The organism is Modestobacter marinus (assembly GCF_011758655.1).
Taxonomy (GTDB): domain Bacteria; phylum Actinomycetota; class Actinomycetes; order Mycobacteriales; family Geodermatophilaceae; genus Modestobacter; species Modestobacter marinus.
On sequence record NZ_JAAMPA010000003.1, the window covers coordinates 446,837 to 468,840 of the forward strand.

Annotated in this window: 13 protein-coding genes and 1 tRNA gene; 11 read left to right on the forward strand and 3 right to left on the reverse strand. The window is 72.9% G+C overall.

From position 1 onward, the window contains the following. Positions 1 to 74: 74 nt before the first annotated feature. Positions 75 to 2,888, reverse strand: a complete 2,814-nt coding sequence (gene aceE / locus FB380_RS23135) for a pyruvate dehydrogenase (acetyl-transferring), homodimeric type (protein ID WP_166757672.1) — start codon at positions 2,886 to 2,888, stop codon at positions 75 to 77. Between the two features lie 398 nt (positions 2,889 to 3,286). Here aceE and FB380_RS23140 point away from each other — a divergent pair, with 398 nt between their 5' ends. The 5 genes from FB380_RS23140 to FB380_RS23160 all read left to right on the forward strand — a co-directional run bounded on the left by FB380_RS23140 (position 3,287) and on the right by FB380_RS23160 (position 10,934). Then, the gene (locus FB380_RS23140) at positions 3,287 to 3,712 is read left to right on the forward strand and encodes a DUF3052 domain-containing protein (RefSeq protein WP_166757673.1); all 426 of its coding nucleotides are present in this window, start codon (positions 3,287 to 3,289) and stop codon (positions 3,710 to 3,712) included. Between the two features lie 14 nt (positions 3,713 to 3,726). Further along, positions 3,727 to 4,194 carry a peroxiredoxin gene (locus FB380_RS23145; protein WP_166757674.1) on the forward strand — a complete coding sequence of 156 codons (468 nt, stop codon included), beginning with the start codon at positions 3,727 to 3,729 and terminating at the stop codon, positions 4,192 to 4,194. A 68-nt stretch (positions 4,195 to 4,262) separates the two neighbouring features. Continuing rightward, positions 4,263 to 4,334 (forward strand) — tRNA-Val (locus tag FB380_RS23150). A gap of 682 nt (positions 4,335 to 5,016) precedes the next feature. Then, a complete protein-coding gene (locus FB380_RS23155; protein ID WP_166757675.1) occupies positions 5,017 to 6,243 on the forward strand; it encodes a hypothetical protein in 1,227 nt (408 codons plus the stop codon). 2,069 nt (positions 6,244 to 8,312) lie between these two features. After that, positions 8,313 to 10,934, forward strand: coding sequence for a putative bifunctional diguanylate cyclase/phosphodiesterase (locus FB380_RS23160; RefSeq protein WP_208383964.1), 2,622 nt, complete (start codon positions 8,313 to 8,315; stop codon positions 10,932 to 10,934). Positions 10,935 to 10,959: 25 nt separating this feature from the next. On the opposite strand, the gene FB380_RS23165 is transcribed toward FB380_RS23160, so the two are convergent. Further along, entirely contained in the window at positions 10,960 to 12,918 is a 1,959-nt protein-coding gene (locus FB380_RS23165; protein WP_166757677.1) for an FUSC family protein, read from the reverse strand. A gap of 103 nt (positions 12,919 to 13,021) precedes the next feature. On the opposite strand from FB380_RS23165, the gene FB380_RS23170 reads away from it, so the two are divergent. Continuing rightward, positions 13,022 to 16,828, forward strand: a complete 3,807-nt coding sequence (locus FB380_RS23170) for an ABC transporter ATP-binding protein (protein WP_166757678.1) — start codon at positions 13,022 to 13,024, stop codon at positions 16,826 to 16,828. Positions 16,829 to 16,831: 3 nt separating this feature from the next. On the opposite strand, the gene FB380_RS23175 is transcribed toward FB380_RS23170, so the two are convergent. Further along, positions 16,832 to 17,257, reverse strand: coding sequence for a hypothetical protein (locus tag FB380_RS23175; protein ID WP_166757679.1), 426 nt, complete (start codon positions 17,255 to 17,257; stop codon positions 16,832 to 16,834). A gap of 175 nt (positions 17,258 to 17,432) precedes the next feature. Between FB380_RS23175 and FB380_RS23180 the strand changes: the two genes are divergently transcribed. From FB380_RS23180 to FB380_RS23200, 5 genes are all read left to right on the forward strand, one after another. Further along, positions 17,433 to 17,927, forward strand: coding sequence for a GNAT family N-acetyltransferase (locus FB380_RS23180; protein WP_166757680.1), 495 nt, complete (start codon positions 17,433 to 17,435; stop codon positions 17,925 to 17,927). A gap of 36 nt (positions 17,928 to 17,963) precedes the next feature. Beyond that, positions 17,964 to 19,082: an L-dopachrome tautomerase-related protein gene (locus FB380_RS23185; protein WP_166757681.1), complete on the forward strand. Its 1,119-nt coding sequence runs from the start codon at positions 17,964 to 17,966 to the stop codon at positions 19,080 to 19,082. A 41-nt stretch (positions 19,083 to 19,123) separates the two neighbouring features. Continuing rightward, a complete protein-coding gene (locus tag FB380_RS23190) occupies positions 19,124 to 19,990 on the forward strand; it encodes a Nif3-like dinuclear metal center hexameric protein (RefSeq protein ID WP_229682206.1) in 867 nt (288 codons plus the stop codon). A 148-nt stretch (positions 19,991 to 20,138) separates the two neighbouring features. Next, positions 20,139 to 20,879 (forward strand): zinc ribbon domain-containing protein, encoded by a 741-nt coding sequence (locus FB380_RS23195; protein WP_166757682.1) that lies wholly within the window; start codon positions 20,139 to 20,141, stop codon positions 20,877 to 20,879. Beyond that, positions 20,876 to 21,970: a bifunctional RNase H/acid phosphatase gene (locus FB380_RS23200; protein WP_166757683.1), complete on the forward strand. Its 1,095-nt coding sequence runs from the start codon at positions 20,876 to 20,878 to the stop codon at positions 21,968 to 21,970. The genes FB380_RS23195 and FB380_RS23200 overlap by 4 nt, the downstream gene beginning before the upstream one ends. Positions 21,971 to 22,004: the final 34 nt, after the last annotated feature.

The window sequence follows — 22,004 nt, forward strand, 5'->3', positions numbered from 1 at the left end:
CCCCGCACCAACGCTGGTGCGGGGGGACAGTGGGTGATCAGGTCACCTGATCACTGCTCGACAGCCGTGGGCGACTACGCCTCGGGCTGCTGGTCCGGGTCGGTGGTGGTGTCGGCGGGGGCCGCCTGCACCTCGCCGATCTGGTACTTCTCCACCGCCTGCCGGACGACGTCGCGCTCGATCTCACCGCGCTGGGCCAGCGAGGCCAGCGTGCGCACGACGATCGACTCGGCGTCGACCCGGAAGTGCCGGCGCAGCGCCGGGCGGGTGTCGGACAGGCCGAACCCGTCGGTGCCCAGGGAGGCCATGCCGCCCGGGACGAACGGGGCCAGCAGGTCCGGTACCGCCTTCATCCAGTCCGAGACGGCGATGATCGGGCCGGGGACGTCGGTGAGCTGCTGGGTGACGTAGGGGACCTTGGGCTCCTCCGCCGGGTTCAGCAGGTTCCACTCCTCGGCCTGGACCGCCTCGCGGCGCAGCTCGTTCCACGAGGTGACCGACCAGACGTCGGCCGAGACGCCCCAGTCCTGGGCCAGCAGCTCCTGCGCCCGCAGCGCCCACGGCACCGCCACGCCGGAAGCGAGGACCTGCGCCTTCGTGCCGCCGTCGAGCTGCGGACCCTCGGCGTAGCGGTACATGCCGGCCAGCAGCCCGGTGACGTCCAGGTCCTCCGGCTCGGCCGGCTGCACGTAGGGCTCGTTGTAGACGGTCAGGTAGTACATGACGTCGGGGCTGCGGTGCCCGCCGAGCGGGGCACCCGGGTCCTCGCCGTACATCCGCCGGAGGGCGTCCTTGATGATGTGCCCCAGCTCGAAGGAGAACGCCGGGTCGTAGGAGACGACGGCCGGGTTGGTCTCCGCGAGCAGCAGCGAGTGCCCGTCCTCGTGCTGCAGGCCCTCGCCGTTCAGCGTGGTGCGCCCGGCGGTGGCCCCCAGCAGGAACCCGCGGGTCATCTGGTCACCGGCGGCCCAGATCGAGTCGCCGGTCCGCTGGAACCCGAACATCGAGTAGAAGATGTAGATCGGGATCATCGGCTCGTTGTGCGTGGAGTACGACGTCCCGGCGGCGATGAACGACGCCGTCGAGCCGGCCTCGTTGATCCCCTCGTGCAGGATCTGCCCGGTCGTGGACTCCTTGTAGGCCAGCATCAGCTCGCGGTCGACCGACGTGTAGTTCTGGCCGTGCGGGTTGTAGATCTTCTTCGTCGGGAACAGCGAGTCCAGCCCGAAGGTGCGGGCCTCGTCGGGGATCACCGGCACGAAGCGGGGGCCCAGCTCCGGGTCCTTGATGAGCTCCTTGAGCAGCCGGACGAACGCCATCGTGGTGGCGACCTCCTGCTTGCCCGAGCCGCGGCGGACGACCTCGAAGGCCTTGTCGTCGGGTGCCTTGAGCGGCTTGGCCGCGTAGCTGCGCCGGGGGATCGACCCGCCCAGCTGGCGACGCCGCTCCATCATGTACTGCATCTCGTCGGAGTCGGCCGCCGGCTTGTAGTAGGGCGGCAGCGTCTTGTCCAGGTCCTCGTCCGGGATCGGCAGGTACAGCCGGTCCCGGAAGTTGGCCAGGTCCTCCGCGGTCAGCTTCTTCATCTGGTGCGTGGAGTTGCGGCCCTCGAAGTGGTTGCCGAGCGTCCAGCCCTTGATGGTCTTGGCCAGGATGACCGTCGGCTGGCCCTTGTGCTCCTGCGCCGCCTTGAACGCCGCGTAGACCTTGCGGTAGTCGTGCCCGCCGCGCTGGAGGTCCCAGACCTCCTTGTCGCTCATGCCCTCGACGAGCTTGCGGGTGCGCGGGTCGCGACCGAAGAAGTGCTCGCGGACGTAGGCGCCGTCCTCGGCCTTGTAGGTCTGGTAGTCGCCGTCCGGCGTCTGGTTCATCAGGTTGACCAGGGCACCGTCACGGTCGGCGGCCAGCAGCTTGTCCCAGCCGCGGCCCCACACCACCTTGACCACGTTCCAGCCGGCGCCGCGGAAGAAGGACTCCAGCTCCTGGATGACCTTCCCGTTGCCGCGGACCGGGCCGTCGAGCCGCTGCAGGTTGCAGTTGACGACGAAGGTGAGGTTGTCCAGCTCCTCGCGGGCGGCCAGGCCGATCGGGCCCAGCGACTCCGGCTCGTCCATCTCGCCGTCGCCGAGGAACGCCCAGACGTGCTGGTCGGAGGTGTCGGCGATGCCGCGGTCGTGCAGGTAGCGGTTGAACCGCGCCTGGTAGATCGCGTTCATCGGGCCGAGGCCCATCGAGACGGTGGGGAACTCCCAGAAGTCGGGCATCAGCCGCGGGTGCGGGTAGGACGACAGCCCGCCGCCGGGGTGGCTGACCTCCTGCCGGAAGCCGTCGAGCTGGTGCTCGTCGAGCCGGCCCTCGAGGTAGGCGCGGGCGTAGATGCCGGGGGAGGCGTGCCCCTGGAAGTAGATCTGGTCGCCGCCGCCGGGGTGGTCCTTGCCGCGGAAGAAGTGGTTGAAGCCGACCTCGTACAGCGACGCCGACGACGCGTAGGAGGAGATGTGGCCGCCCACGGCGACGCCCGGGCGCTGCGCCCGGTGGACCATGATCGCGGCGTTCCACCGGATGTAGGCCCGGATCCGGCGCTCGACGTCCTCGTCGCCGGGGAACCACGGCTCCTGCTCCGGCGCGATCGTGTTGATGTAGTCGGTGCTGCGCAACGCGGGGACGCCGACCTGCTGCTCCCGGCTGCGCTCCAGCATCCGGAGCATCAGGTAGCGGGCCCGGCCTCGGCCGGCGTGGTCGACGACCGCGTCGAGGGACTCGAGCCACTCCTGGGTCTCGTCCGGGTCGGTGTCGGGGAGTTGGCTGGCCCGCCCGTCGGTGATGACCGCACGGGGACTGCCGAGGGTGCGGGCGGGGTCTCCGTCCGACTGCTGCGTTGCGCTCATGCCCCCATCGTCTCCTGCCGGGGCGGCGCGCGTCACGTCTGCCCCGTGTCGCGTCCCGACGGGCGGGACGCCGACGCGGTCGCGCAGCCCGGTCGAGGCCTTGCGCCTGCCCCCCGATGCCCTACGCTCCGCTGCAACGGTGGCCCGGACAGCGTGGGCCCGGAACCCGGTCGTGCCGGGGGACGGGGGCACGCCAGGGGCTGCCCGCCACCCGGGCAGAGGGGGTCCGGTCGAGCCGATCAGCGGTCCCGACCGGGCAGTCCGGGCGCAGACAGGGCACGATCCCCCCAGGACGACCGCACCGGCGCACCACGCGGCGGGGCGCGCGAGACCGCACAGCAGCACACGAGACCGCCCGGAGCAAGCCGGGCAGCCGAGCACACGGAGGAACAGCGGGGATGAGCGTCGACTCGGGCAGCACCAGCATGGCTGCCCGGCTGGGGATCAAGCCGGGCATGGTCGTGCAGGAGCTCGGCTGGGACGAGGACGCCGACGAGGACCTGCGCGACTCCGTCGTCGAGCTCTCGGGCGGCGAGATGGTCGACGAGGACTCCGACGAGGTGGCCGACGTCGTCCTGCTGTGGTGGCGCGAGGAGGACGGCGACCTGATCGACGCCCTCGTCGACTCGATCGCCTCGCTCGCCGAGGACGGCGTCGTCTGGCTGCTCGTGCCGAAGTCCGGGCGCCCTGGCCACGTGGAGCCCGGTGACGTCACCGAGGCCGCCCCCACCGCCGGGCTGCAGCAGACCTCGAGCATCTCCGCGGCCAAGGAGTGGTCGGGCATCCGGCTGGTCACCCCGAAGGCGGCCCGCTCGCGTCGCTGAGGCACGATCGGGTGATGACCCTCACCGTCGGCGACGTCGCCCCCGAGTTCAGCCTCCCCGACCAGGACAAGCAGGTCGTCTCCCTGTCCGGGCTGCGGGGCGCGCCGGTCCTGGTGGTGTTCTACCCGTTCGCCTTCTCCGGAATCTGCACCGGCGAGCTGTGCCAGCTGCGCGACGAGCTGGTCACGTACACCGACGCCGGGGTCCAGGTGGTGGCCATCTCCACCGACCCCACCTTCAGCCTCAAGGCGTTCCGGGCCGAGCAGGGCTTCGGCTTCCCGCTGCTGTCGGACTTCTGGCCGCACGGCACGACCGCCCAGGCCTACGGGGTGTTCAACGAGCGAGCCGGGATGCCGTTGCGCGGCACCTTCCTCGTCGACGCCGCGGGCACCCTCGTCTTCGCCGAGGTCAACCAGCCCGGTGACGCGCGGGCGCAGTCGGGCTGGAAGGACGCGGTCGCGCAGCTCTCCGCCGCCGCCTGAACCGCGGGTCCATGGGGACCCCGTCGAGCGGCCGGGGCGGCGGGGTCCTCCCGCTACCCTGGCCGCACGGGCGCGTAGCTCAGCGGGAGAGCTCTCGCCTTACAAGCGAGCGGTCGCAGGTTCGATCCCTGCCGCGCCCACCTCAGCGGTTTCGACCTAGGGGGATTCTGAAGTGGCTATCGCCGCAGGTCGACCGGTTGCCGAGAGCATCACCCGTTATAGGTACTGAGAGCCCGACCTGCGCTGTCCTAGGCCGAGATGACAGCAGGCCCGTCACATGCCTGCCCGACACCCCACAGGATGGCCCCTGAGGCGTTTCGCACGATTACGCTGAGGGGTCTCAGCCAATCGTCTGCTGCCGTCCTCTGCCGGCCGGCAATGCTCGAGGAGGACGTCTCCAAGGGTCGACGAGACGGGACTAAGGCCCAACTAGCGCCTGACGCCGGGTGACCGCCGGGTTGCAGCTCGGATGCGCGGACGTCGGTGCTGCAACCGAAAAGGCGCTCGTGGCGCTGACAAGAGCCGTCCGAGCTATCCGCCAGCTCGATAATCGGGTGCCTGCTCCAAGTACCGATGGGCCCGACGTCCACTCGGCCCGGCGACGTGTCGCGGCAGCGGACCGGTCACCCGTGCACCGGACACAAGGTTGATGAGCTTGGCGGAGAAAACCGCCGGACACTCGGCTTGCGCCTTCGACGGTCCCTGCATCAGCATGACAGTGCCAGCCGGGGGGAGAGGTTTAATGTGACGATCGACAGCGCCGACGGTCGCCTTTTGATCCATCTGCATTTTCAGGACCCCAGTCGTTGGATGCATAGACGCGTGGAGAACGTCGACTTTCTCAGTGACGTCCTCTGTCGGCACCGGGTGAGCCTTGACTTCGATGTGCAGAGAGCCCGTGCGGTTCAGGTGGCGAAGCGCGATGACTGGTTGCCGGACCGACTGCTCTTGCCGCTCGGCCTGATGGCAAAAGATCCTCCGCTCTTGAACTTCGATCTCCGCGACGCTTCCGGTGAAAGTCGCCCATTACTTACCAGTCAAGACACCGCGGAAGCGGCCTATCAGGCGCTTTGCTATCTGGCCACCAAAACTCTCGGGCGGACGCCTCTCGACGAGGAAGGCAAAGAAGTCTTGAGAGCGATAGTGAGCAATCCCGCTGACCGCGCGGACGAGGCGCTGCGCGGCTGGTATTCGCCCGCCGACCGGACGTATCCTCCGGGCTCCCAGGCGAGCGCACTAATGATGGATCCGGCATTCAGGCTGATCGTCACTGAGCTAGTGCAGAACTACATCGCGCTGACGCCTATAGAGGCGGATTCCGGCCGCCAGCTGCTTAAATATTCATATGCTTCAGAGGTACCGTGGGCGGCGCCCCGGCTGAGGGATCGAATCTTCGGAACGTCGGCGAGGTTGACGTTCCCTGTTGTGGCCGCGGGCGCCAGTTACAGCTATCACTTCGAGGTTGCGGCGCCAGAAAACCTAGATGCGAGGCGGCTAACGCTGAGCGAGGCTGAAGGTGATCCTCCGAGGCCGCGAGCTGAGGCACTAATGCGCATTGATGGGCGACGCGAGCATATGCATGCACACGTGCATCTCGCGAACCGCTACTCGAACCATGTCGCCGTCGTCGACCTAATCTCTCAGCGAAGAGGGCTTGTGAGGAGCGCCTGGTTTGGTGCCCTGTACGCGACTGTTGCGCTCGTGGCCGGCTATTTTTGGCAGCGTCAGACCGGTCGACTTGAGCACGCCAACGTAGAGGCACTTGGGGCTGCGCTGCTGCTGGTGCCAGGCCTAGCGGCCGTCTACGTCAGCCGCCCGGGCGAGCATGGCATGGCGGCCAGGTTCGCGTTCGGGACGCGTGTCGCCACAGTCCTTGCCGCTGCCGCTGCGGTGTTCGCTAGCATCAGCTTGGCTCTGGGGTTCGAGGGACGAGCGCTCGAGAACTTCTGGTTGGGCTCCAGTATCGCTGCAGGGTTGCCGACGGTCTTCCTGTGGTACGTCTACTGGCGGGCGGGTAAGCGCGTTGACTACGAGGTCACGCGTGGCTAAGATCAGGCTTTCGTCGAGGAGGAGTCCCATGTCGGTGGCTCGTTGGCTCGAGGACCTTCGGGTCGACTTCGGCGTCATGGAGGTCCTCGAGGGGAAGCGACCCAGGGCTGTACTAGAAGACGTGAAGCTGCAGCAAGACGCTGAAGCCCGATTGCAGCAGTTGGAGCATGAGCTCGAAGATGGCGAGTTTGTAGGCTTCTGCAGCTGAGGACATCCGCTGGGAGGCGATTGCATCGCTCAGTGAGCCGGATCTAAACGGTCAGCTGAAGATGCATTCGTGAAGTACTGGCGTTTCGTTAGCCACTTACCGCCGTGTCCGCTATGTCATCCTGCATCCGTGAGCCGCTGCGTAAGTGGACCCTCTCGCTTTGTCATCGCGACGTCCATGACGAGCTGCTTGCTTGTCTGACGCGCCGCGACCGATGATGCCGTTGTCTTCAGCGATCTCGTCGAAGTGCTGATGTTTGAGGGCGGATGCGAGCGGTTGTATGACTGCATGAACCCGCAGACGACGGTGCGCTGCTGAGGCACCGTCGCTCAGGGTCAGGCCTGGCGCCGGAGCTCTAGAGGAAATTTAATCTGGAGCCATTGCTCGTCGGCTTTCTTGACCCTATGGGTGTCGAGCACCGGTCTTCGGCGCTGGCACAGTATCCGCCGAAAAGCGACCTCAAAGTCGGGGCGAATTCCTTGTGAGCATCCTGCCGATGAGCGCGTTGAACGCCGCCATTTTTAGGTAGGGCCACACCAGGTATCTGTAAACTCGACCACGAAGTCCTTACTGCGTTAGGCGGTGCGCCTTTCGAGGTGGGTGGCCTCGCCAAGCACGGTGACGCGCTCGGGTCTTTGACGAATCCATGCGGGCTACTCCTGCGGGGCGAGGGCACCGTAGTGGCCTGCTCGGCTCCGTTCGGGGCGATTGATCCGATCGTGCCGTGCCGGCGTCGGTTGGTTCACCGTCGAAACAGTCGAGCGGTGGTGTACTTCACGTCCCAGACGGTCTTATGGGGGCCTGCGTGAAAAAAGGGATTCGGTTGCACTCAATCTTGGACATGCTAACCGCCCTCCATCAGCGCGTTTCTGTAGGCATCGCCGATCGAGCAATCTGGCGGCGCGATGCCTTCCATGGCCAGATGCTCGGGTGGCCGCATTGCGATGCACTAACTGTCCGCGCCGCTGTGACTGATCACGACGACCCGGTGTTCGCGCGGGAGGGCTGCCAAGTCGTGTTCGCAGGAAGGCTGCCAAGTCGCCATCCGTACCGAGGTCATTAGCAGCTCGGTATCCTTGTGCGAACCGCCTTGCCGCGCGCACCCTGGACAGCCCCAGCGCACGCATCGCCCGGTCTACCGCCCCGGCGCTCGCGTCGAGGTTGCGGGTGCGGCGCAACGGGGCGGTCTTCTTCCGGCGCCGTACCCTATTGGGACGTCAGGCGGGGCCCCCGTCGGGTCCGGTGGCCGAGGCGGCATCGCGGACAGTGATCTGGATTGAGCGTCGGTGGTGGTGGGGGCAGCCAGCGGTCGCGATGGTGACCTCGACTTCCGGTAGGTCCGGGTAGCGACGTGATACCCCTACTTCCGCAGTACGCGGAAGATCGACTCGACCGCACGGCCGTGGGCCGCTTGGGCGAGTGGCAATGCCATGGTCCACGGTTGGGGGAGCCGACTCTCCGGCGAAGGAGACCGTGGCCGCCGTGAGGATCTGGTTGCCCCCGGACCGCCGGCTTCTTCCCACAGCCATTTGAACTCGGCGGACTCCTCCGACGCGGTCCCCGGCCGGGCGCCGTTGTCGATGTCGACCTGGGCCACCCAGCGACGCGTCGACTTCCGGGCTGGTCCAAACTGGCGGCCACCGCCAGCGCGTGATCGAGGGGTGCTGGCCGCGGTACTCATGCGCCAGCGCGCTCCAATATTCTGGGTTAGCGGTCGCAGGTTCGATCCCTGCCGCGCCCACCCCCCAGCGGTGCCGTCTCACCCGGACGGGTGCCCGCTGCTCGACCGAGGTCGCGGTCGGGCCGATGCGATGGCATGCCGCTCCGACCGTCGTCCTCGCGCAGACCGCCACGACGAGGCGTGCCCCTGTGGGCCTACCTCGTGGCCCTGGTGCTGGTCCCGTTGCTGGGCGTCGTCGCACTGACCGGTGCGATCGTGCGCTCCGCGGTGTCTGAGTCGGCCACCGCCGAGCGCGCCGAGGCCGCAGTGCAGGCGGTGGCGCAGCTGGACGCCGCCCGTAGCGGGGTGGAGCACGAGGTCGTCCCGGTGCTGTCCGCGACGGTCCTGCTCGACCCGGCCCTGAGCGCGATGACCGGGCTCCCCCCGGTCATGGTGCAGACCCAGCTGGCGCAGGCCGAGCAGGCCGTCGTCCAGGCGCAGCGGGTCACCGACCGGGCGCTGGCCTCGGTGCCCGCTGGCTCCGTGGGCGCCTGGGCCGCGGAACGGGCCCTCGCCCGGCTCGCCGACGTCCGCGCCGGCTCGCAGACCCGGAGCCTCTCGCTGGTGGAGACCTACCGCGGGTACCTGGCCGTCTCCGGTCTGCTCCTGGAGGCCCAGCAGAAAGCGGCCGCGGAGGCGAGTGCCCAGGAGGTGACCGGCGGGACCTACCGGGCCGCCCGGGACGTCGAGCTGCTCGCCGAGCTGACCCAGACCTCCAGCCGTGTGGTCCCGCTGTTCCTCGGCTCCCAGCTCCGTCTCGACGGTACCGAGGACAGCGACCTGGACTGGCGCCCTGCCTGGATCGCCTACACCGACGCCCAACGGCAGCTGGGCGACCTGTCCCAGCCGGCCCTGGCCGCGGCCTGGGACGGCGTCCGCGCGTCCGCGGCGGTGACCGCGGTGGACGACGTCCTCGCCGCGCGGGCCGAGCAGGACACCGCCGCCCCCCTCTCCATCGAGCGCATCGCCGCCCTGGTCAACGGGAGCGCCGCACGGGACGCCGCCTTCACCGAGCTGCTGGACACCGCGGTCGCCGGCGCCCAGGCGAGCGCGGCCGCCGACCGCGACGCGGCGGACGGTCGCCGGACGGCCACGCTGCTGGCCGGCCTCGGCCTGCTGCTGACCGCGGCGGTCGGCGCCGTCGTCCTGGGTCGCAGCGTGTCCCGCTCGCTCGGCGTGCTGGCCGGGCAGGCCGACCAGGTCAGCCGCGGCGAGCTCGTGGAGGTCGAGGGCGGGGGCCCGCGCGAGGTGCGCACCGTCTCCACGGCGCTGGCCGCGGCGGTGGCCAGTCTCCGGCGCATCCAGGACCAGGCGCAGGCGGTGGCCCGCGGGGACCTCGCCGACAGCGTGCTGGCCGAGCCGCTGCCCGGTCCGCTCGGTGCGGTCGTGCACGCCTCGGTGCGGCAGATCGTGAGCTCGGTGCGCCAGCGCGAGGAACTGCAGTCCGCGCTCGCCCACCAGGCCGCGCACGACCCGCTCACCGAGCTGCCCAACCGGGCGCAGGCGCTGCAGCTGACCGCCGCGGCCCTGTCCCGCGGCCGGCGCGCGGGCACCATGACCGGCCTGCTGTTCGTCGACCTGGACGGCTTCAAGTCGGTCAACGACACCCACGGGCACGCGGCCGGGGACGACGTCCTGCGGGAGGTCGCCGGCCGGCTCGCGGCGGAGGTCCGCGCCGGCGACGTCGTGTGCCGGCTGGGCGGTGACGAGTTCGTCGTCCTGGTCGAGGCGGTGGACGACGAGCGCGCGCTGGTCGAGCTCGCCGAGCGGCTGATCGCGGCGACCAGCGAGCCGATCCGGCTGGCCCACCACACGGTGCGGGTCGGCGCCAGCGTCGGCGTGGCGGTCAGCCGGGACGCCGACACCGACGCCGACGTCCTCTTCGTCGAGGCGGACACCGCCGCCTACCGGGCCAAGCGGCACGGGCGTGGCCGGGCCGAGGTCTTCGACGAGGTGCTCCGCGGGCAGCTCGCCGAGCGGGCTGCGCTGGAGGCGGCGATCCGGTCGGGTCTGGCCGACGGCGAGATGCAGCTGCACTACCAGCCCGTGGTCGACGTGACCTCGGACCGGGTGATCGGGTACGAGGCCCTGGTGCGCTGGCAGCGGCCCGGGCACGGGCTGGTGCCGCCGGACGAGTTCGTCCCCGCGGCCGAGGAGTCCCAGCTGATCTGCGAGCTGGACCGCTGGGTGCTGCACGAGGCCACCCGGCAGCTCGCCGAGTGGCGCAGCACCGCCGGGCTGGCCCAGGACGAGCCGGAGCCGACCATCGCGGTGAACGTCTCCGGCCGGCACCTCGCTGACCGCCGGGTCGTGCAGGACGTCGCCGATGCGCTGGCCGCCTCGGGGCTCCCCGCCCACCTGCTCGTGCTCGAGGTGACCGAGACCGTGCTGGTCGCCGACCCGTCGGCGATGGACAACCTGGCCACCCTGCGGGCACTGGGCGCCGCCGTCGCCATCGACGACTTCGGCACCGGCTACACCTCCATCGGCCAGCTGGGGCACATGCCGGTCGACACCCTCAAGATCGACCGCAGCTTCATCGGCTCCAGCGAGCCGGGGCACGGTGACCTGGTGGCGCTGATGATCCGGGCGGCGCACACCTTCGGGCTGACCGTGGTCGCCGAGGGGGTCGAGGAGCCCGAGCAGCTGGCGCGGCTCCGGGCCGACGCGTGCGACCAGGCGCAGGGGTGGCTGTTCCACCGGGCGCTGCCCGCGGCCGAGGCCGGCGCGCTCCTGCAGCCGGGTGTCCCTGCGCCGTCCTGAGACTGCGCCGTCCTGAGCGGGCCGCTCAGTCGTCGGTGCCGCGGACGCCGGACCGCCGGCCCGGCGTGGTCTCCCGGATCAGCCGCCGGGCGGCGTCCACCTCCCGGGCGACCGGGGCCAGGACGCCTTCGGCGTACAGCTCGGCGTCGTCGGGGGCGCGGTGCTCGCGCAGGTCCTGCTCCAGCTGCCGGAGCGCCCTGCACAGCACGCCGACCTGGGCAACGTCGGGCGCGGGCTCGCCGGCGCGCATCGCGATGACCGCCTCGGTGACCGCGTCCGACGCCCGTTCCAGCTGCACGATCACCGGCCACCAGGCCGCGGCCCGGGTGCTGATCGGCGGGGGCTCGGCCAGCCGGCGCTGCAGCTGCGTCTGCAGCTCGGTCAGCGCCCGGTAGCTGCCCCGCCGGGCCCGCCGGGTGGCCTCGGGACCCTGGGTGAACGCGGCCTCGACGAAGCGGTCCAGCGCCAGGGTCGCGTCGCGCAGCGCGTCGTCCAGCGGGGCCCGCCAGGTCTGCGGCCACAGCAGGTAGCCGAACACCAGCACGATCCCGCAGCCGATCAGCGTATCGACCAGCCGGGCACCGACCAGCCCGGCGCCGCTGGGCGTGGCCAGGTCGAGCAGCAGGATGATCAGCGGGGTCTGGAAGACCGAGAACAGGCCGAAGTTGCCGCTGCGGGCCCAGGGGAGCGCGCCGGCGGCCAGCGCCAGGGGGAGCAGCACCCAGGCGTCCCGGTGCAGGAAGGTCAGCAGCAGCGACCCGATGAGGACGCCGAGCAGCGTGCCGGCCCCGCGCTGCACCGCCCGGGTGAACACCGAGCCGTAGTCGGGCTTGAGCACGATCGCGACGGTCAGCAGCACCCAGTAGGGCCGCTCGATCGGCAGCAGCTGGCGGGCGATCTCGGCGACGGTCATGCACAGCGTGAGCCGGACGACGAAGGCGCGGGAGTCGGCGCTGCCCAGGGTCCGGTCGAACAGGTCGTGCAGCCGCACCCGCCACTCCGGGGCGGGGCGCACGACCGCCGCCGAGGCCCGCTCCTCGGGGTCGCCGACGACGTTCCACACCAGCCGCAGTCCGTGCCGGACCGCCCGGCGCGGTGCCGGGGCGTCCTCGACCGGCGGCGGTCGTTCGCCGAGCACCGGGCGGCGGCTGGTGACCGCGGTGGCCAGGGCGTGCGCGGCCCCGATGTCGCGGGAGTCGGCCGGCACGCCGCCCCGGGCACTGGCCACCGCACCCTCCACCAGCGGCGCGGCCGCGTTCAGCACCCCGGCCAGCTCGGCGAGCTCCCGGCTGCGGCCGGCCGAGCGGCTGCGCGCGTGGATGACCCGGTCGTAGCCGGCGTTCAGCGCCAGGGTGAGCTCCCGGCGGGCCTGCTCGGTGCGGTCGGTGCCGATCGCCTCGAGCAGCTCGCCGACCCGGGTGAACACCGCCCCGACGGCGGACCGGTCGGGGTCCAGCGCCTCGGTGCGCGCCTGCACCAGGACGGCGAGGGCCCCCCATGCCGCCCCGGCCAGGAAGAACCCGAGCTCGACGCCGGCCGACAGCGGGGTCTGCAGCCCGGAGGAGATCGCGGTGTAGATGAGCAGCTGCAGCGCGCCCAGGGAGAAGGCGCCGCTGATCGAGCTCAGCAGGGCGGCGACCGCGGAGACGACGACCATCAGCAGCACCGGCTGCCAGCCGCCCCCGCTGAGGCCGTGCCCGACCAGCAGGCCGACCCCGCCGAGCAGCGAGGCCGCGGCCACCCGGCGCAGCCGGACCCGCAGCGGGCCCGACTGCGGCGCCAGCGTCGCGGCCAGCGAGCCCATGGTCGCGAACACCCCGGCGCCCACCGCCGGGCCCTCCACCCCGCCGACGGCCAGGGCCAGGGCCAGCGGGGCGGGGATGACCAGGGCGAAGCGGGTGACGTCACGCCACGGCACGCTCGCCGGGCTGGTGCGCACCAGCTCCTCGAGCCAGGCCGGCGCCCGCAACCCCCGCTCCGCCACAGGGGCAGCCTCCCACCCGGGCGCGGCGCGCCGGGCCAGGACGTCGCACACTGGACGTCGTGCCGTGCCGGGGAGACCACCGCCGCACCGGCCCGGCCCGGCAGTGACGGCCACCGTCGAGCAGACCGCCGCGCCGTCGGCCGACCGGACCGACCCGGTGCCCGAGGGTGGCTGGTTCCGCCGGCTCGTCGGCTACTGCCTGCGCCACCGGAGCGACCTGATCGGCGCGTTCGGGGCGGCCCTGATCGGCTCGGTGATCGCCGCGGGGGTGCCGCTGCTGACCCGTGAGGTGGTCGACCGGGTGGTGGCCGGCGCGGAGTCGGGGCGCCCCGTCGACGTCACCCCGTTCGTCGTCGCCCTCGTACTGGCCGGCGTGCTCCGCTTCGCCGCCGGGTTCGTCCGCCGCTACCTGGCCGGCCGGCTGTCCCTGGACGTGCAGCTGGACCTGCGCAACGACGTCGCCGCGGCGCTGTCCCGGCTCGACGGGCCGGGGCAGGACCGGCTGCAGACCGGGCAGGCGGTGAGCCGGTCGATCAGCGACATCACCCTGGTGCAGGGGCTGCTCGCGTTCCTGCCCAACCTCACCGGCAACGCGCTGCTGTTCGTCGTCTCCCTCGGCGTGATGGCCTGGCTCTCCCCGCTGCTCACCCTGGTCGCGCTCGCCGTCGGCCCGGCGCTGTGGTGGCTGGCGCTGCGCTCCCGGCGGGACCTCTTCCCGGCCAACTGGGCCGCCCAGCAGCAGGCCGGGGTGGTCGCCGGGGACGTCGAGGCCGCCGTCACCGGGGTGCGGGTGGTGAAGGCCTTCGGGCAGGAGGACCGCGAGCTCGACCGGCTCGACGGCGGCGCCCGCCGGCTGTTCGGCGCGCGGATGCGGGTCGTCCGGTTCACCGCCCACTACAACCCGCTGCTGCAGGCGGTCCCGGCGCTGGGGCAGGTCGGCGTGCTGGCGCTGGGCGGGTGGCTGGCGCTGCGCGGCTCGATCACGCTGGGCACCTTCCTGGCCTTCGCCACCTACCTGGCGGTGCTCGTCTCCCCGGTGCGCCAGCTCGCCGCCCTGCTCACCATCGGCCAGCAGGCCCGGGCCGGAGTGGAGCGGGTGCTGGAGATCGTCGACGCCCGGCCGACGCTGGTGTCCGGCGCCGACCCGCTGCCCGCGGGCCCGCTGCCGGTCGAGCTGGACGAGGTGACCTTCGGGTACGAACCGGGCCGGCCGGTGCTGTCCGAGGTGTCGCTGCGGGTCGAGCCGGGGGAGACGCTGGCCCTGGTGGGCACGTCGGGGTCGGGGAAGTCCAGCGTGGTCAGCCTGCTGCCGCGCTTCTACGACGTCTCCGCCGGGGCGGTGCGGATCGGTGGCCGCGACGTCCGCGACCTGGACCTGGGCGCGCTGCGCGGGGCCCTCGGCGTCGTCTTCGAGGACAGCTTCCTGTTCTCCGACTCGGTGCGCGCCAACATCGCCTTCGGCCGCCCGGACGCCAGCGACGCCGAGGTCCGGGCCGCCGCCGTCGCCGCCCAGGCCGACGGGTTCATCAGCGAGCTGCCCGACGGCTACGACACGGTCGTCGGCGAGCAGGGGCTGACCCTCTCCGGCGGCCAGCGGCAGCGGGTCGCCCTGGCCCGCGCGCTGCTCACCGACCCGCGGGTGCTGGTGCTCGACGACGCGACCTCGGCGGTCGACGCCGCGGTCGAGGCCCGGATCCACGCCGCGCTGCGCACCGCCGTCCGGGGCCGGACGACGCTGCTGGTCGCGCACCGCCGCTCGACCCTCGCGCTGGCCGACCGGGTGGCCGTGCTGGACGCCGGCCGGGTGGTCGACATCGGCACCGCGGCGGAGCTGGAGGCGCGCTCGCCGCTGTACCGCCTGCTGCTGTCCGGCGAGTCCCCCGACCCCGACCCCGACCCTGACCCCGACCACCAAAATGGCCATTTTGGTGGCGGGGGTGGCGGCCTTGCGGTGACGGCGGGAGGCGTCACCCCGGCCGCCTGGCCGGAGCCCGAGCCGGTCGCCGAGGACGACGGCCCGGCGCAGCCCGCGGCCCCCTCCATCGGCGGGCGGGGCTCGGCGATGGCGGCCGCGGCGCCCACCCCGGCGCTGCGGCAGCTGGTCGCCCGGCTGCCCCCGACCGTCGACGGACCCGACGTGCCGGCCGACCGTGCCCGCGCCGGGGACCGGGAGTTCTCCCTGTGGCGGTTGATCCGGCCGTTCCGGTGGCCGCTGGCGGGCGCGCTGGTGCTCGTCGCGCTGGACACCGCGGCCCAGCTGGCGATCCCGGCGCTGGTGCGCACCGGGGTCGACGAGGGGATCACCGCCGGGTCGACGTCCCTGCTGCTGGGGGTCGCCGGCGTCGCGCTGGTCGTCGTCGGGGCCGGCCTCGTGGTCGCCCGGGGCGCCGCGTGGCTCACCGGGCGCACCGGTGAGCGGCTGCTCTACACGCTGCGGGTGAAGACCTTCGCCCAGCTCCAGCGGCTGGGGCTGGACTACTACGAGCGCGAGCTCGGCGGCCGCATCATGACCCGGATGACGACCGACGTCGACGCGCTGTCGACGTTCCTGCAGACCGGGCTGACCACGGCGGTGATCAGCGTGCTCACCCTGGCCGGGGTGCTGGTCGTGGTCTTCCTCTACGACGTCGTGCTGGCGCTGGTGCTCGTCGCCTCGCTGCCGGTCCTCGCGGTCACCACGGTGTGGTTCCGGGCCCGGTCGGTGCCGGCCTACACCGAGGCGCGGGAGCGGGTCAGCGCGGTCAACGCCCGGCTCCAGGAGGACGTCGCCGGGATCCGGGTGACCCAGGCCTTCGACCGGGTCGGGCACTCGACCGACGTCTTCCGCGGGTACGCCCTGGCCTACCGGGACGTGCGGCTGCGGGCCCAGCGGTACATCGCCACCTACTTCCCGTTCGTGGAGTTCCTCTCCGAGGTGGCCGCCGCCGCGGTGCTGGCCGTGGGGGCCGCGCGGCTGGCCGCCGGGGACATCACCGCCGGTGTGCTGCTGGCCTTCGTGCTGTACGTCAACACGTTCTTCTCCCCGGTGCAGCAGCTGTCCCAGGTGTTCGACAGCTACCAGCAGGCCGCGGTGGGCCTGCGGCGGCTGCGCGGCCTGCTGCGGACGCCGACCTCCACCCCGCCCGCCGCCGACCCCGCGCCGGTGGGCTGGCTGCGCGGGGAGGTGCGGCTGGCCGGCGTCACGTTCAGCTACCGCGGCGCCCCCGCCCCCGCGCTGCGTGACGTCTCGCTGACCGTGGCGCCGGGGGAGACCCTCGCCCTGGTCGGCGAGACCGGGGCGGGCAAGTCGACGGTGGTGAAGCTGGTCGCCCGCTTCTACGACCCGACGTCCGGGGCGGTCTGCGTCGACGGCGCCGACCTGCGCTCCCTGGACCTGCTGCAGTACCGGGCGCGGCTGGGCGTCGTCCCGCAGGAGGCGTTCCTGTTCGCCGGCACGGTGCGCGACGCGATCGCCTACGGCCGGCCCGACGCCTCGGACGCGGAGGTGGAGGCCGCGGCCCGCGCCGTCGGCGCGCACGAGATGGTCGCCGGGCTACCGCAGGGCTACCGGACCCGGGTGGGCGAGCGCGGGCGGTCGCTGTCGGCCGGGCAACGGCAGCTGCTGGCGCTGGCCCGCGCGGAGCTGGTCGACCCCGACGTCCTGCTGCTGGACGAGGCGACGGCGTCGCTGGACCTGGCGACCGAGGCCGCGGTCACCCGGGCGGCCGACGTCGTCGCCCGGCGGCGGACGACGCTGGTCGTGGCCCACCGGCTCACCACCGCGGCCCGCGCCGACCGGGTCGCGGTGCTGGACGGCGGCCGGGTCGTCGAGGTCGGGCCGCACGCCGAGCTGCTGGCCGCCGGCGGTGCCTACGCAGCGCTGTGGGCGGCCTACACCGCCGACGAGGACGCCGACCCGCTGATGGACTGAGCCTCAGTCCATCCGCCAGCTGATCAGCGCAGTGCCCAGCGGGGAGAGGAAGAACGCCCACCCGGCGAGGCAGGCCAACGCCACCGAGGCCAGGCCGAGGGCCACCACCGGCGTGGGGCGCCGGCGGAAGAGGCCGTCCAGGGCGGCGACCAGCACGGCCACCAGGCCGATCGGCGTCAGTGCGAGGGACAGCATGCCGGCCAGTTGGGCGAGGCCCCCGGCCGTGCCGTGCGGCCAGAGGTCCTTGGGGTCGTGCGCGCCGCCGGCCACCTCGGCCAACGGGACGGCATCGAGGTCGTTCACGTGGTACGGCACCAGGACGCCGGCCAGGTAAGGCGCCACGACGAGCGCGGTGCACACGGCGAGCAGGGCGACCCGGCGGCCGCCCACCGGCTGGGCGCCGACCTCTTCCCGGGCGGGAGCGCTCATGCCCTCGACGATGGCAGGTGCGGCCCTCCCTCACCAGGAGGGGTGCCCCGTCGCCCGGTGAACAGTTCGTGCTGTCCGCCCCGGCGCGTCGGCCCGTGTCGCCGACCGGTACTGCGCACTCGGCGCGAGCAGTTTCGGTGGAGAAGTCGGTTGATCGACGTGTCAGGGTGCCGACATGTCGACCAGTGCGCAGGTGCGCGACGCCGACGACGCGGACCTGGCCGAGCTGCCCGGCGTCGAGGCCGCGGCGGACGGGCTGTTCGTCCCGCTCGGCATCACCGACCTGCCTCCGCCGGCGACCGCGGCGGAGCGGGCCCGGGCGTGGCGGGTGCTGGTGGCCGGGCGCCCGGTGGCCGGGTTCGCCGTCCTGGAGCTGGTGGACGGCGCTGTGCACCTCGAGCAGCTGTCGGTGCACCCGGCGCACGGCCGGCGCGGGATCGGTGCCGCCCTGCTGGCGGCCACCGTGGAGGCGGCCCGGCAGCACGGAGCCGACCGGGTCACACTGCTCACCTACGCCGACGTCCCGTGGAACGCCCCGTACTACGCCCGCCACGGCTGGGAGGTGACCCCTGAGCTGACCCCCGGCCTGCGGGCGCTCCGCAGCCGCGAGGTCGAGCTCGGGCTGGACCGGCACGGGCCGCGGGTCGCGATGGTCCGGCTGGTCGGCTGACGTTGCAGCCGGCGGTGATCGGGGCACCACCGGTGCATGACCCAGAGCACCGAGGACCTGCAGACCGACCGCCCCACCGGTGAGCTGGAGGTGGTGCACGCCTTCACCGACGGCCCGATGCCCACCGGCGTCTCGGTGTCGCACACCGGCCGGGTGTTCGTGAACTTCCCGAAGTGGGGCGACGACGTGCCGGCCACCGTCGCCGAGATCCGCGACGGCCAGGTCGTCGCCTTCCCCGACGAGGCGTGGAACTCACCCGCCGGCGACGACGACCGCGAGGCCTTCGTCAGCGTGCAGAGCATCGTCGTCGACCCGGCCGACCGGCTCTGGGTGCTGGACACCGGCTCCCCGCTCTTCCAGCCCACCCAGGTCGGCGGGCCGAAGCTGGTCTGCATCGACCTGGGCACCGACACCGTCGTGCAGACCATCGTCTTCCCGCGGGAGAGCGCGCTGGAGACGACCTACCTCAACGACGTCCGCTTCGACCTGCGCCGGGGCGAGGCCGGCGTCGCCTACATCACCGACTCGGCCGACTCGGGGGAGAACGCGATCATCGTGGTCGACCTGGCCAGCGGGGAGTCCTGGCGGCGGCTGCGCGGCCACCCCTCCACGAAGGCGGTCACCCCGCCGGAGCTGCTGCTGATGGTCGAGGGCCGGCCGTTCCTGGAGCAGCCCGAGCCCGACGCCGAGCCGCAGCCGGTCGCCATGGGCGCCGACGGCATCGCGATCTCCGCCGACGGCGCCCGCCTCTGGTACTGCCCGCTGGCCGCGCGGCACTGGTACAGCGTCGCCACCGACGCCCTCCTCGACCGCGGCCTGGACGACGACGCGGTGGCGGCGACCGTCGTCGACGAGGGCGACAAGGGCTGCGCCGGGGACGGCCTGGAGACCGACGACGCCGGCAACCTCTACGCGACGGCGGGGGAGCAGAACGCGATCCTGCGCCGCCGCCCCGACGGCACGATGGAGACCGTCGTGCACGACCCCCGGCTGCTGTGGCCCGACACCATGTCGGTCGCCGCCGACGGTCACCTCTACGTCACCGCCAACCAGTTGCACCGGCAGGCGCGGTACTCCGGCGGCGTGGACCAGCGCCGCTATCCGTACCTGCTGCTGCGCACCCCCATCGAGGCGGGCCCGGTCCGGCTCCGGTGACGGCACCGGCCGGGGCGGGCACTGCCCTACAGTCCCTCCCCGTGGCGGACACGGGGCAGACGACGACCGATCCGGTGGCGGGCTCCGGTCGCCCTCTCGGTGCGGTGATCGCCGCGCTCGAGGCCCGCTACGACCCGGCGCTGGCCGAGCCGTGGGACGCCGTCGGGCTGGTCTGCGGTGACCGCGAGGAGGTCGTCCGCTCGGTGCTCTTCGCCGTCGACCCGACCGCCGCCGTGGTCGACGAGGCGATCGCCCTCGGCGCCGACCTCCTGGTCACCCACCACCCGCTGCTGCTCACCCCGGTGCACGGTGTGCCGGCCGACCACCCCCAGGGGCGGCTGGTGCACCGGCTCATCCGCAGCGGGGTGGCGCTCTTCGCGGCCCACACCAACGCTGACCGGGCCGCCGACCACGGCGTGAACGACGCGCTGGCCGCCGTCCTCGGGCTGGTGGACCCGGTGCCGCTGGAGCCGGCGGCCACCCCCGGGGCCGGGCTGGGGCGGATCGGCGAGCTCCCGGAGACGCGCACGCTGCAGCAGTTCGCGGAGCAGGTGGCCGCGGCGCTGCCGGCCACGCCCGGCGGGGTGCGGGTCGTCGGCGACCCCGGGCGGCTCGTGCGCACCGTCGCGGTCTGCGGGGGCAGCGGCGGCTCCCTGCTGGCCGCGGCCGCGGAGGCCGGCGCCGACGTCTTCCTGACCAGCGACGTCAAGCATCACCCGGCGGTCGACGCGGCCGAGGTCGCCGGTCCGGCGCTCTGCGACGTGGCCCACTACGCCTCCGAGTGGCCGTGGCTGCCGGTCGCCGCCGACCTGCTGCACCGCGACCTCGGTGGGCAGGTCCGGGTCACCGTGTCCAGCCGGCGCACGGATCCCTGGACCTTCCGCGTCGGCGTCGCTCCCGACCGCTGATCGCCCCGCTCCAGCGCTGGCCGGGTGGTCCGGTGGCCCCGGCCCTGCGGCTGGTCGGAGGACCCCCGTGCCCCCGACCACTCGCAGGCTCGCGGTGGGACCCTGCACGGGGGCCGACGATCAGAGACCCGCCGGGTAGGTTGGCCGCGTGCAGGCTGACCACTTCGACCAGCAGAAGCTGCTGGCCCTCGCTGCGGAGGACGTCGCCCTCGCGCAACTCGCCCACCGCAAGCGCACCCTCCCCGAGCTCGCCGCCGTCGAGGCCGCCCAGGAGGCGCAGCGGGCTCTCGCCGACGACGTCGTCCGGGCCGAGACCGAGGTGCGGGACCTCGACCGCGAGCAGAAGCGGCTGGAGGGCGACGTCGACACCGTCCGGCAGCGGGCCGCCCGGGACCAGTCCCGGATCGACTCCGGCGGCGCGACGCCCAAGGAGATCACCGGGCTGCAGCACGAGCTGGAGTCGCTGCACCGCCGGCAGGGCGACCTGGAGGACCAGGTGCTCGAGCTGATGGAGCGCCGCGAGGCCGCCGACGCCGCCCTCGCCACGGCGCAGGGCGGGCTGGCCGGCGCGCAGGCCGAGCAGGAGCAGGCCGAGCAGGCGCGGGACGAGGCGCTGGCGCAGATCGCCGAGGCCACCGGGCAGCACCAGGCGAAGCGCGACGAGGTCGCCGCCACGATCCCGGCCGACCTGCTCAAGGTCTACGACCGGGTCGCCGCGCAGACCGGCAGCACCGGCGCCGCCGAGCTGAAGGCCCGGCGCTGCCAGGGCTGCCGGATCGAGTTCTACGGCACCGAGCTGGCCTCCTACCGCAACGCCGACCCGCACACCGTGCTGCGCTGCGAGAACTGCAACCGGGTCCTCGTGCGCACCGCCGAGTCCGGGCTGTGAGCCGCCGGCTCATCGTCGAGGCCGACGGCGGGTCGCGGGGCAACCCCGGGCCGGCCGGGTACGGCGCGCTGGTGAAGGACGCCGAGACCGGCCGGCTGCTCGCCGAGCGGGCCGAGTCCGTCGGCCGGGCCACCAACAACGTCGCCGAGTACGGCGGTCTCGTCGCCGGGCTGCAGGCCGCCCTCGACCTCGACCCGAGCTCGAGCGTCGAGGTGCGGATGGACTCCAAGCTGGTCGTGGAGCAGATGTCGGGCCGCTGGCAGATCAAGCACCCGGACATGAAGAAGCTCGCCGTCCAGGCCCGGGACATCGCCCGCCAGCTCGGCTCGGTGCGCTACACCTGGATCCCGCGGGCGCAGAACAGCGCCGCCGACGCGCTGGCCAACAGCGCGATGGACGGCAAGCCGGTGCGCCGCGACCTGGCCACCGAACCGGTGGTCGTCGAGGACGAGACCCAGCCGACGACGGAGCCCGCGCCCGTCGTCGTGACGGTGACCCACCTGCTGCGGCACGGGCGCACCGAGCACACCCCGGAGCGTCGGTTCAGTGGCAGCAGCGACCTGCCGCTGTCCGAGCTCGGGCGCGCCGACGCCGAGGCCGCGGCCCGGCACCTGGCCGGGCGGGGGATCGACGTGATCGTCAGCTCCCCGCTGCAGCGCACCCGGCAGACCGCCGAGGCGGCCGCGCAGGTGCTGGGCGTCCCGGTCGAGGTCGACACCGACCTGCGCGAGCTGGACTTCGGGGCCTGGGAGGGCCTGACCGCGGCCGAGGCCCAGGAGAAGAGCCCGCTGGCCTTCCGGCGCTGGTCCGGTGCCACCGACGTCCGCCCCCCGGGTGGGGAGTCGGTGGCCGACGTCGCCACCCGGGTGGCCCGGGCCCGCGACCGCGTCCTGGCCCGGCACGCCGGGAAGACCGTGCTGCTGGTCAGCCACATGATGCCGATCAAGCTGCTGCTGGCCGCCGGGCTCGGCGTGGGCGAGGACGTCGTGCACCGGGTGTTCCTGGAGGCGGCGTCGCTGTCGACGGTCACCTGGTCCTCCGACGGGCGCACCTCGGTGCGGCTGGTCAACGACACCTCCCACCTGGGCTGACCGCCCGGGGAAGCCCTCGGTGTCCCCGACTGTT